Origin of the sequence: Aquibium carbonis, assembly GCF_003970795.1 — a bacterium.
In the GTDB taxonomy this organism is placed as follows: Bacteria; Pseudomonadota; Alphaproteobacteria; order Rhizobiales; family Rhizobiaceae; genus Aquibium; species Aquibium carbonis.
Genome location: NZ_RWKW01000131.1, coordinates 1 through 11,509, shown reverse-complemented (window position 1 = coordinate 11,509; position 11,509 = coordinate 1). Strand labels below are relative to the sequence as shown.

The following is an 11,509-nucleotide window of genomic DNA, read 5'->3' as shown; positions in this document are numbered from 1 at the left end:
CTTCGCCATCCGTGAAGGCGGCCGTACCGTCGGGTCCGGCATCGTCGCATCCATCGTCGAGTGATCGGCCGGGGCCGCGGCCCCACATGATCTGAAACCGGAAGGGCGCCCCAGTGGCGCCCTTTCTGCATCTGGTGGCTCCCGTTCCGACGGCGGGGAGGGAGCATGATTCCCGGCCGCGTCGCTGTCGATCTCCGGGTCGGCCGACGCGTCAGAACCGTCGGCCCACGTCCGCGCTGCCAGGAAGACGCGACCCGCAACGATGGTGCGGGTGCCGCGACCATCGGCATGTCCTCGGCGCTGCTGACGATGTCGGCATGGCCTGCAGGGGCGCCTCGATGCGCCGCTCCGATCCATTCGCAATCGAGGCCTCCGCCGGACGTCCTCGCGGCTTTGCCAGACGAGCGCTTCCTGTGCCCGAGGCGCTGGCCGCCGCGTTGACAAAGGTCAAGGACGCGCCGCTCGCGAAGGCCTAAGCGGGTTTCTCTCGCAGAGGTCACTGGTCGCGGAAAGGACCGCGCCGAAACGTCCGGTCCTCCGTCTTCGACAACAATCGCGAAAGAGGGGTTGCGGTCCGACCAACACATGCATAAATGATCATGTGTTAATTCAATTAGGAGATTCCAGCATGACTCTCGATCGTTCCGTCCTCGCCTTTGCCGGCGCCATGGTGCTCCTTTCCGTCGTGCTGACGGTCTGGGTGTCACCGCTTTTCGTCTGGTTCACCGTCTTTATCGGCCTGAACCTTCTCCAGTCCGCCTTCACCGGCTTCTGCCCGGCGGCGTCCATCTTCAAGCGGTTCGGCGTGAAGCCGGGCTGCGCCTTCTGACCACGGGATGTCCGCGATGCGCCTAGCCCTGCTGACCGCGGCCCTGCTCGCCACTGCTCCAGCAGTGGCGGCCGGGTTGACCATCGAGCCGATCACGATCACCGAGTGGAAGGCCGTGTATGGCCGCATCGAGGCGCGCGATCTCGTGCCGGCGCGCTCGCGGATCGGCGGCATCGTCATCGACCTGCTCGTCACCGAAGGCGACGAGGTCAAGGCGGGTGATCGCATCGCGACCGTGCGCGACGACAAGATCGAGTTCCAGATCGCCTCCTATGACGCTCAACTCCGCGCGCTCGAGGCCCAGCTTGCCCGGGCCCAGTCCGAACTCGAGCGGGGCCAGTCGCTGGTCGACAAGGGCATCGCCACGACGCAGCGCCTCGACCAGCTGAGGACCGACGTCGACGTGGCTCTGAACCAGATCGCATCGACCCAGGCCCAGCGTTCGGTCGTCGTCCAGCAGGGGCAGGAAGGCGCCGTGCTTGCACCCGCCGACGGCCGGGTACTGACCGTGCCCGTCACCCGTGGCGCGGTCGTGATGCCAGGAGAACAGATCGCGTCGCTGGGCGGCGGCGGCTTTTTTCTGCGCCTCGCCATCCCAGAACGGCATTCCGCAAGCCTCGTCCAGGGTGCCAGCATCAAGATCACCGGCGACGGGCAGGAATTGACCGGTCGCATGGCGAAGATCTACCCGCAGATCGACAACGGCCGGGTCGTCGCCGACGTCGAGGTGGAGGGGCTGGACAGTGCCTTCGTCGACGCGCGCGTTCTCGTCGAAGTTCCCGTCGGCGAGCGCCAGGGCATCGTCGTTCCGCGCGAAGCGGTGACGACCCGATCCGGCATCGACTTCGTTTCCGTGATGCGCGACGGCCAGCCGGTTGCGCGCGCCGTCGTGCTCGGCGAGCCGCTGGTCGGTGACGCCGGCAAGCTGGAAGTCCTGACCGGTCTGTCCGCCGGAGACGTGGTGGCGCTCCCATGACATCCCCCGAGACACCGGGACCCATGCCGCTCGGCATTGCGGGCGGCCTGACGCGGGCCTTCATCTCCTCGCCGCTGACGCCGCTTTTCCTCATCGCCGCCTTCGCCTTCGGTCTCATCGCGTTGATGACGCTGCCGCGCGAGGAAGAACCGCAGATATCGGTTCCGATGGTCGACATCCGCGTGGATGCTGCCGGCCTGAAGGCCGAGGATGCCGTCAAGCTGGTCACCGAGCCGCTCGAGACCATCGTCAAGGGCATCGACGGCGTCGAGCATGTCTATTCGCAGACGCAGGACGACGGCGTCCTGGTCACCGCGCGCTTCATCGTCGGCACGTCTTCGGATGCGGCGGTCTTGCGGGTCCACGACAAGGTGCGCGCCAATCTGGACCGTATCCCGGTCGGCGTTCCCGAGCCGCTGATCGTCGGTCGCGGCATCGACGACGTGGCGATCGTCTCGCTGACGCTGTCGCCAAGGCCCGAGGCGGCCGACAAGATCACGGCCAACGCCCTGACCCGGATCGCCCGCGAGGTTCGCACCGAGATCGCCAAGATCGACGATGTCGGCCTGACCTACCTTGTCGGCGACCAGGACGAGCGTATTCGCATCGCGCCGAACCCCGAGAAGCTTGCCCTGTTCGGCGTGACGCTGCAGCAGCTGGCCGGCAAGGTGCAGGGCGCCAATCGTGCCTTTCCGACCGGTCGCGTCCGTGACGGCGGCGAGCAGGTCATGCTGGTTGCCGGCGAGACGCTGGGCTCGCCGGCCGCGATCGGCAATCTCCTGCTCACGGCACGTGATGGTCGTCCGGTTTATGTTCGCGACGTGGCCGACATCAGCTTCGCCGAGGATGGCGCCGACACCTATGTCGCCACCGTCACGCGCGGCGAGGGCGGCCTCGTGCGGGTCCCGTCGGTGACGATCGCCGTTGCCAAGCGCGCCGGCTCGAACGCCGTGACCGTCGCCGAGCAGATTCTTCACCGGGTCGAAAGTCTGGAAGGCAGCCTGATCCCCGAAGACATCGCCATCGAGGTGACGCGCGACTATGGCGAGACGGCCAACGAGAAGGCGAACGAGCTCCTCTATCATCTCGGCCTCGCCACCGTATCGATCATCCTGCTCGTCTGGTTCTCGATCGGCCGGCGCGAGGCGATCGTCGTCGCCGTGGTCATCCCGGTCACGATCCTCCTGACGCTGTTTGCCTCCCTCGTGATGGGCTACACGCTGAACCGCGTCTCGCTTTTTGCGCTGATCTTTTCGATCGGCATTCTCGTCGACGATGCCATCGTCGTGATCGAGAACATCGCCCGCCACTGGGGCATGGGCGACGGGCGCGACCGCAAGCAGGCGGCCATCGAGGCGGTCGCCGAGGTCGGCAATCCCACCATCGTCGCGACGCTGACGGTGGTGGCGGCGCTGCTGCCGATGCTGTTCGTGTCGGGAATGATGGGCCCCTACATGAGCCCCATTCCGGCCAACGCCTCGGCGGCCATGATCTTCTCCTTCTTCGTCGCCGTCATCGCGACCCCCTGGCTCATGCTGAAGACGGCTGGAAACGCGCCGATGCCGGCCCATCACGACCATGCCCATGGCGGCATGCTCGGCCGTCTCTATGCCTCCGTGGCGCGGCCGATCCTGGCCTCCAAGGCGCGCAGCTGGCTCTTCCTGGTGGCCGTCGGCGTGTTGACGCTCGGCTCGCTGGCCTTGTTCTACACCAAGGACGTGACCGTGAAGCTCCTGCCCTTCGACAACAAGTCGGAGCTTCAGGTGACGATCGACCTGCCCGAAGGCGCCTCGGTCGAGGCGACCGACGCGGTCGCGCAGGCCGTCGCGGCCAGGGTGCTGGACCTGCCGGAAGTGAAGTCGGTGCAGACTCATGCGGCGACGGCCGCGCCCTTCAACTTCAACGGACTGGTTCGCCATTCCGTCTACAGGACCGAGCCGCAGCAGGGCGAGGTCGCGATCAACCTTCTGCCAAAGGGGGAGAGGTCACGCTCGAGCCATGCCATCGCGCTCGACATTCGCGGGCGGATCGCCGACCTGCCGATGCCGGTCGGCACCAGCCTGAAGGTCGTCGAGCCGCCGCCCGGCCCCCCGGTCATGGCGACGCTGCTGGCTGAGATCTACGGGCCGGACGCCGAGACGCGGCGGCTGGTGGCCGCGAAGGTCGAGGCGGCGTTCCGCTCCGTTCCCTTCATCGTCGACGTCGACAACTCCTACGGCGATCCGGCAAGGAAGCTGCGCCTGACGATCTCCACCGACAATCTCGAATTCTTCGGGGTCGAGGAGGGCGACGTGTTCGACACGATCGGCATCCTGAACGGTGGCCAGACCGTTGGCTATTCGCATCGCGGCGGCGGACGCCAGCCCATCGCGATCCGGCTGGAACGGCCAAGAGGCGAGCGCACGCTCGACGAGCGCTTCCTGACGACGCCGATCCCGGCCAATGTGCTGCCCGGCGCGCGGGGCGTCGTCGAACTCGGCGACGTCGTGGACCTGAAGACCGAGACTGCTTCCTACCCGGTTTTCCGCCACAACGGTCGCGCCGCCGAGATGGTCACGGCCGAACTCGCCGGCGATTTCGAGGCGCCGCTCTACGGCATGCTGGCCGTTCAGGACGCGCTCGACGCTCAGGACTGGACGGGCCTGCCGAAGCCGGTGATCGCGCTGCACGGCCAGCCGCAGGACGATTCGGTCTCGACGCTCCTGTGGGACGGCGAATGGGAGGTCACCTGGGTCACGTTCCGCGACATGGGCGCGGCCTTCATCGTCGCTCTGCTCGGTATCTACATCCTGGTCGTCGCGCAGTTCGGTTCGTTCAAGGTCCCGCTGGTCATCCTGACGCCGATCCCGCTCACCTTCATCGGCATCCTCGGCGGTCACTGGCTCTTTGGTGCGCCGTTCTCCGCCACCTCGATGATCGGCTTCATCGCGCTTGCGGGCATCATCGTGCGCAACTCGATCTTGTTGGTCGACTTCATTCGCCACGCCGACGCCGGGGGTAGGCCGTTGACCGAGATCCTGGTCGAGGCGGGATCGATCCGCTTCAAGCCGATCCTGCTCACCGCGCTGGCCGCGATGATCGGAGCCGCGGTGATCCTGACCGACCCGATCTTCCAGGGGCTGGCGATCTCGCTGTTGTTCGGGCTTGCCTCGTCCACCATCCTGACGGTGCTCGTCATCCCGGCCATCTACCGGGTGCTGCGCACCTGAGCCTCATGCGGCGGACCTGACGCTCGAGCCACGGTCCCCTGGAGAAAGCCCCGCCCGGCGCACGCCGGACGGGGCTTTTTCTCGTTTGGCATCGTGGCTCGGCGACTGGTGTCGTCCGGCCGGCGTCTATTCCGGGAAGACGATGGTGCGCATGCCGTTCATCAGGACCCGATCCTCGAGATGGGCGCGAACGGCGCGCGCGAGAACGCGGCGCTCGATGTCGCGGCCCTTGCGCACCAGTTCCTCCGCGGTGTCGCGATGGCTGACGCGCTCGATGTCCTGCTCGATGATCGGCCCCTCGTCGAGGTCGCTGGTCACATAGTGGGCCGTCGCGCCGATCAGCTTCACACCGCGCTCATGCGCCTGGTGATAGGGCTTGGCGCCCTTGAAACCCGGCAGGAAGGAATGGTGGATGTTGATGCAGCGCCCGGCCAGGTGTTCGGTCATCTCCTCGGACAGGATCTGCATGTAGCGGGCGAGCACCACGAGATCGACATTGCCCGACTTGACGATGTCGAGCAGCTTTGCCTCCTGCTCGGCCTTGGTCTCCTTTGATATCGGCAGGTGGTGGAATGGAATGTCTCCGAAGGCGAGGTTGGGATAGATGTCGCGCGGATAGTTGGAGACGATACCAGCGATCTCCATGTTCAGTTCGCCCATGTGCCAGCGGTAGAGAAGATCGGCCAGGCAGTGGTCGAAGCGCGACACCATGATCAGGACGCGGCGGCGTTCGTTGCGGGCGCGAAGCGACCAGGTCATGTCGAAGGGCGCCAGCACCGGCGCCAGCAGGTCACGCGCCTTCTGCGCTCCGATCGGGGCGGTGGCGCCGGAAAACACCACGCGCGAGAAAAACTGGCCTGTGCCGTGGTCGTCGAACTGCTGCAGGTCGGCGATGTCGCCGCCCATGTCGAAGATGGCCTTCGAGACGGCCGCGACGATGCCCGGCTTGTTGGAACAGGAGGCGGACAGGATGAGAGGTTCGTCAGACAAGGTGATCTCCGTTGGTTCGGGTCGTGTCGGGACGCGGCGGGAGGACCGCGACGCCGAGGCGGGTCAAAAGGCTCCGTCAGTGCTTGCAAGCAGCATTGCCAGCACGGCCGACAGGGTGAAGAGACCGGCCACCGTCGCGAGGATCAAGGCCGCGGCGGCCTTGGTCTCCAGCGCGTAGCGGCGGGCGAGAACGGGGTAGATCGTTAGCATCGATGCGCTCGAAAAGACTATCGCACATGCGGCAAGTCCTGCCGGAACTCCGGGGATCAGGACAAGCATCCCGGTAACCGCCAGCGGGTGGATGACGAGCTTGCCGACCACGATCGGGCCGATGTCCGCCGACATGTCGCCACGGTTGAGCCCTGCGACGACGCCGCCGACGACGAACAGCGCCACCGGCGCGGAGGCTCGCCCGAGCAGGTCGACCGACATCGACAGCAGGTCGGGAATGGCCACGTCGGCAAAGGACAGCGCGGTGCCGGCGAAGATGGCCCAGAGAAGCGGCATGGCCATGAGCCGGCGCGCGGTGCCGGCCAGCAGGCTTGCCACCGTACCGCCTTGGTTGCGGCCGAGTTCCGCCAGTGTCAGTGCCAGCGGGATGATCAGGATGTTTTCGACCAGCATCGTCAGGGGCATCGCCACGAAGGCCGGCGCGCCGATGACTAGGGACGCGACGGGAAAGCCGATGAAGCCGGTGTTGGAGCCCGTGCCGCCGAGCGCGCCGATCGCCGCCGTCGTCAACGGCCGGCTCAGGACCAGGCGCATCAGGGCGAAGACGATGGCGAACGCAATCAGCGACCCGCCGGCATAGGCGGCGAGGTAGGGCAGGTTGATCGTCTCGCTGAGCTTCTGTCCGGTGAAGGTCGAGAAGATGATGGCGGGCAGCGCAAAATTGACGACGAAGCCCGCCAACCCGTCGATCTGACCGTTGGTGGCATAGCCCGTGCGGACCGCGACGAAGCCGAGGCCGATCAGGAACAGGATCGGAAACATCAGCGGAAGGATTGCGGGCATCGGCTGTTCAACGGTTGCGTGTCGGCCGGGCAGGGCATCGGCCAAGAGTGGTGGGCAGGTCGGATGCGGCGTAAAGCCTGCCCGGAGCGCGGGCAAGAGGCGCGATTGCTTTCCGGTCGGCGATGTCTGACAGGCGGAGCACCGTCGAGCCCTCCATCAGCGACGCGCGTGTATGCATAGTGTCGACCCATGTCGGCACTGTCAACCGGGGATCACGCGCAAGAAGCCTGGCGCGACACGTCGTCCGGGGTCCCTGCGCCGTTGCATGGCACGCCGGCGAAACCTCGAAAAAGGCCGTTTTGGCAAGAGCCTTCGCGCGAATCCGGATTCAATCTGCGAACTTGGCAACCGTGCGGCGCACGGAGCGCGTGGCATCAAGGGGAACAGCGACGGCATCAATCGTGTATACAGAGATCGGTTCACACAAGGTCATTGTCCCAGGTCCGGTCACCCCCACTTTCGTCATCCCGGGTCTGCGCCTCCGATGCGCTCCGGCACCGCCCGGGATGACGAAGGCGACGTGGGCGCCGCGGTGACGAAGCGGGCGGATGCGGCGTCCTGTCGCCCCGCATCCCCCTCCGCTTCGTCATCCCGCAACGGAGTCCGAGCGCAGCGCAGGACGACGTATGCGGGATCCATGCCTCCCCATCGATGCACGCGCTCCGGTGCAGGCCGGCGCCGCCGCCCGCCCCATGCCTCCCCGGCGATGCCCCCCGCGCCGGTGCAGCACGGCCCCGCACGCTTCACCTATCCTTCACCGTCTCCATCGCCACGAAGGTCGAGGTCTGCGCCACATGGGGCAGGGCGGAGATGCGCTCGCCCAGCACGCGGCGGTAGCTGGCGATGTCGGTCGTGCGAACCTTCAACAGGTAGTCGAAGCTCGACGCGATCATGTGGCACTGCTCGACTTCCGCGATCGCCATCACTGCCTTGTTGAAAGCATCGAGCGCGGCGGAGCGCGTGTCGGAGAGCTTGACCTGGACGAAGGCGACATGGCCTTCCCCCATCCGCTCCCGATCGATGATCGCCGCATAGCCGCGGATGTACCCGTTCGCCTCCAGCCGCCGCACCCGCGCCTGCACCGGCGTCTTCGACAGGCCCACCTTGGCGGCGAGTTCTGCCATCGACAGACGCCCCTCGCGCGACAGCGCCGAGAGGATGTTGCGATCGATGCGATCCAGTTGATCCGTCATGAACTCTTTCCCGGTACGAATGGCGGGGAAAGCCTATCGTAATTGGGCTGCACGGTCTTCCTCTCTTCGCGGAATGGTCCAGCCGCAGAATTGCGGGAGTGATACAAGAAGACGAGGGCGCGCGGAGGGACCTGATCCGCTCTGTGCCACGACACCTCACGTCCTTGCTCGGGGAAAACAGCATGCTGACACGTCCAGACCTTCGTGAAGCCATTCGTTCCCAAACTCTGCCCGACGAGGACGCGGCGCTCGCAAGACTCGTCGCGTCAGCCGGGCTTTCCGCGGCGCAGCGCGCCGGCATTTCCGCCCGCGCCGCCGACCTCGTGAGCACCGTGCGATCCTCCTCCGACCGGCAGCTGATGGAAGTGTTCCTGTCCGAATACGGCCTGTCGACGCAGGAGGGCGTGGCGCTGATGTGCCTGGCCGAGGCGCTGCTGCGCGTGCCCGACGCCGAGACCATGGACGACCTGATCCGCGACAAGATCGCGCCGCACGACTGGTCGGCGCATTCGGGCGAATCGGCCTCGATGTTCGTCAACGCCTCCACCTGGGCGCTGATGCTGACCGGCCGCGTGCTCGACGAAGGCGAGGGCGCCATCGAGCGCACGCTGCGCTCCATGGTTCGCCGCCTGGGCGAGCCGGTGATCCGCACCGCCGTTTCCGCTGCCATGCGCGAGATGGGCGAACAGTTCGTGCTCGGCCGCACCATCGACGAGGCCGTCCGTCGCGGCCGCGACTTCACCCGCAAGGGCTATCTCTATTCCTACGACATGCTGGGCGAAGCGGCCCGCACCGAGGGCGATGCATTGCGCTACCTTCGCGCCTATGCCGACGCGATCGCCGCGCTGACGAAGACGGCCACCGGCAACGAGGTGCGCCGCAACCCCGGCATCTCGGTGAAGCTGTCGGCCATCCACCCGCGCTACGAGCAGGCGCAGAAGGCGCGCATGCTGCCCGTCATGGTCGAGCGGCTGACGTCGCTCTGCCTCGCCGCACGCGATGCCCGCATGGGGCTCAACATCGACGCCGAGGAGGCCGACCGGCTCGACCTGTCGCTCGACGTGATCGAAGAGACGCTGTCCAATCCCGCGCTCGCTGGCTGGGAAGGATTCGGCGTCGTCGTCCAGGCCTACGGCCCGCGCGCGCCCTTCGTCATCGACTGGCTGCACGCGCTGGCCGAAAGGCTGGACCGGCGCATCATGGTGCGCCTCGTCAAGGGCGCCTACTGGGACACCGAGATCAAGCGCGCCCAGACGATGGGCCTGTCCGGCTATCCCGTCTTCACTCGCAAGCCCAACACCGACGTCTCCTACATCGCCTGCGCGCGAAAGCTTCTCGGCATGACCGACCGCATCTACCCGCAATTCGCCACCCACAATGCCCACACCGTCGCGGCGATCCTGGCGATGGCCGACGACAACCACGCCTTCGAGTTCCAGCGCCTGCACGGCATGGGCGAGGCCCTGCACGAGGCCGTGCGCAAAACCGAGGGCACCCATTGCCGCATCTATGCGCCAGTCGGCGCCCATTCCGACCTGCTCGCCTATCTCGTCCGCCGGCTGCTCGAAAACGGCGCCAACTCCTCCTTCGTCCACCAGATCGTCGACGAGGACGTCAGCGCGGAGGTCATCGCGCGCGATCCCTTCGACGTCGTCGCCTCCCAAGGGCCGGCCCACAATCCGGCGATCCCGATGCCGTCCGCGATCTTCGGCGCGGGGCGGAAAGCCGCCCAAGGCTGGGACATCACCGACCCGGTGACCATTGCCGCCCTCGACGAAGCGCGCGCGCCGTACATGACCGGCTCCGCCTGGACCGCCCGGCCGTTGACACCGGCGGCGGGCGAGGGTGGTCTCGCCCGCGTCATCGTCAACCCGGCCCGGCCCTCGGAAGCCGTCGGAACCGTCGTCGAGGCCGACGCGGCGCTCGCCCGCGACGCCGTCCGGATCGCCGCCGCCGCGCAGCCCGGCTGGGCCGAAACCTCCGTCGCTGACCGCGCGGCGATGCTTCTGCGAGCGGCCGATCTCTACGAGGCGCACGCGCCGGAATTCTTCGCGCTCTGCATCCGCGAGGCGGGCAAGACCTTGGCCGACGGCATCGCCGAACTCCGCGAGGCGGTGGATTTCCTGCGCTACTACGCCGCCGAGGCGGCCAAGGCCGAGGCGGGGACTGAGGCGCGCGGCGTCGTCGTCTGCATCTCGCCCTGGAATTTTCCGCTCGCCATCTTCACCGGCCAGGTGGTGGCGGCGCTGGTCACCGGCAACGCCGTCATCGCCAAGCCGGCCGAGCAGACGCCGCTGATCGCCGCCCGCGCGGTGGCGCTGCTGCACGAGGCCGGCATTCCGGCCGACATCCTCCAGATGCTGCCCGGCGACGGCCCCTCGGTCGGCGCGCCGCTGGTCGCCGACCCGGCCATCGCCGGCGTCTGCTTCACCGGCTCGACCGAGGTCGCCCGCGCGATCGAGCGCCAGCTTGCCGAGACGGCCGCGCCCGACGCCATGCTGATCGCCGAGACCGGTGGCCTCAACGCCATGCTGGTCGATTCCACCGCGCTGCCGGAACAGGCCGTGCGCGACGTGCTGGCATCGGCGTTCCAAAGCGCCGGCCAGCGCTGCTCGGCGCTGCGCATCCTCTACGTCCAGACCGACGTCGAGCATAAGATCATGGAGATGCTGACGGGCGCGATGGACGAACTCGTCGTCGGCGACCCGGCGCAGCTGTCGACCGACGTCGGCCCGGTCATCGACGACGAGGCTCGGGCCTCCATCGAAGCCTACTGCGCCGACATGGAAGCGCGCGGCAAGCTGGTCGCCAGGCTCGACGCGCCGGGCGAGGGCCGTTTCGTGGCCCCTCACATCCTGCGCGTCTCCGGCATCGGCGAGCTGGAGCGCGAGGTCTTCGGCCCGGTCCTCCACGTCGCCACGTTCGAGGCCGACGCGATCGACCGCGTCATCGCCGACATCAACGCCAGGGGTTACGGCCTCACCTTCGGCCTGCACACCCGCATCGAGGCGCGCGTCCAGCGCTTCGTCGACACGGTCCACGTCGGAAACCTCTACGTCAACCGCAACCAGATCGGCGCCGTCGTCGGCTCCCAGCCTTTTGGTGGCGAAGGCCTCTCCGGCACCGGCCCCAAGGCCGGCGGCCCCCACTACCTCCGTCGCTTCCGCAAGGGACCCACGCGCCACGCGGCGGCGGCGGGGATCACCCCGGCGGGCGAGGGCGTCACCGCCGCGATGATCGCCGAGCGCTTCCCCGATGCCGCCGCCAGCGACTGGCCGGCGCGCACCGACCGCATCGG

Annotated in this window: 7 protein-coding genes; 4 read left to right on the top strand and 3 right to left on the bottom strand. The window is 67.5% G+C overall.

Annotated elements, in window-relative coordinates:
• Window positions 1-628: 628 nt before the first annotated feature.
• The 3 genes from EJC49_RS24165 to EJC49_RS24155 are packed head-to-tail and all read left to right on the top strand — an operon-like array spanning window position 629 to window position 5,014.
• Window positions 629-829, top strand: coding sequence for a YgaP family membrane protein (locus EJC49_RS24165; RefSeq protein WP_126702489.1), 201 nt, complete (start codon window positions 629-631; stop codon window positions 827-829).
• 16 nt (window positions 830-845) lie between these two features.
• On the top strand, window positions 846-1,805 hold the full coding sequence (locus EJC49_RS24160; protein ID WP_126702488.1) for an efflux RND transporter periplasmic adaptor subunit: 960 nt from the start codon (window positions 846-848) through the stop codon (window positions 1,803-1,805).
• 23 nt (window positions 1,806-1,828) lie between these two features.
• Window positions 1,829-5,014 (top strand): efflux RND transporter permease subunit, encoded by a 3,186-nt coding sequence (locus tag EJC49_RS24155; RefSeq protein ID WP_126702490.1) that lies wholly within the window; start codon window positions 1,829-1,831, stop codon window positions 5,012-5,014.
• Window positions 5,015-5,140: 126 nt separating this feature from the next.
• Here the strand turns inward: EJC49_RS24155 and purU are convergent, their stop codons facing one another.
• From purU to EJC49_RS24140, 3 genes are all read right to left on the bottom strand, one after another.
• Window positions 5,141-6,004 (bottom strand): formyltetrahydrofolate deformylase, encoded by an 864-nt coding sequence (gene purU, locus EJC49_RS24150; protein WP_210211863.1) that lies wholly within the window; start codon window positions 6,002-6,004, stop codon window positions 5,141-5,143.
• A 63-nt stretch (window positions 6,005-6,067) separates the two neighbouring features.
• On the bottom strand, window positions 6,068-7,018 hold the full coding sequence (locus EJC49_RS24145) for an AEC family transporter (protein WP_126702486.1): 951 nt from the start codon (window positions 7,016-7,018) through the stop codon (window positions 6,068-6,070).
• A gap of 743 nt (window positions 7,019-7,761) precedes the next feature.
• Window positions 7,762-8,211, bottom strand: coding sequence for an Lrp/AsnC family transcriptional regulator (locus EJC49_RS24140; RefSeq protein ID WP_126702485.1), 450 nt, complete (start codon window positions 8,209-8,211; stop codon window positions 7,762-7,764).
• A gap of 182 nt (window positions 8,212-8,393) precedes the next feature.
• On the opposite strand from EJC49_RS24140, the gene putA reads away from it, so the two are divergent.
• A partial coding sequence (gene putA, locus EJC49_RS24135) for a bifunctional proline dehydrogenase/L-glutamate gamma-semialdehyde dehydrogenase PutA (RefSeq protein WP_126702484.1) occupies window positions 8,394-11,509 on the top strand: 3,116 nt, incomplete at its 3' end.

Excerpts from the sequence above, each read along its gene's own strand:
- EJC49_RS24160 (WP_126702488.1), top strand. The coding sequence starts at position 846 with ATGCGCCTAGCCCTGCTGACCGCGGCCCTGCTCGCCACTGCTCCAGCA.
- EJC49_RS24140 (WP_126702485.1), bottom strand. The coding sequence starts at position 8,211 with ATGACGGATCAACTGGATCGCATCGATCGCAACATCCTCTCGGCGCTG.
- EJC49_RS24165 (WP_126702489.1), top strand. The coding sequence starts at position 629 with ATGACTCTCGATCGTTCCGTCCTCGCCTTTGCCGGCGCCATGGTGCTC.
- EJC49_RS24145 (WP_126702486.1), bottom strand. The coding sequence starts at position 7,018 with ATGCCCGCAATCCTTCCGCTGATGTTTCCGATCCTGTTCCTGATCGGC.
- EJC49_RS24155 (WP_126702490.1), top strand. The coding sequence starts at position 1,829 with ATGCCGCTCGGCATTGCGGGCGGCCTGACGCGGGCCTTCATCTCCTCG.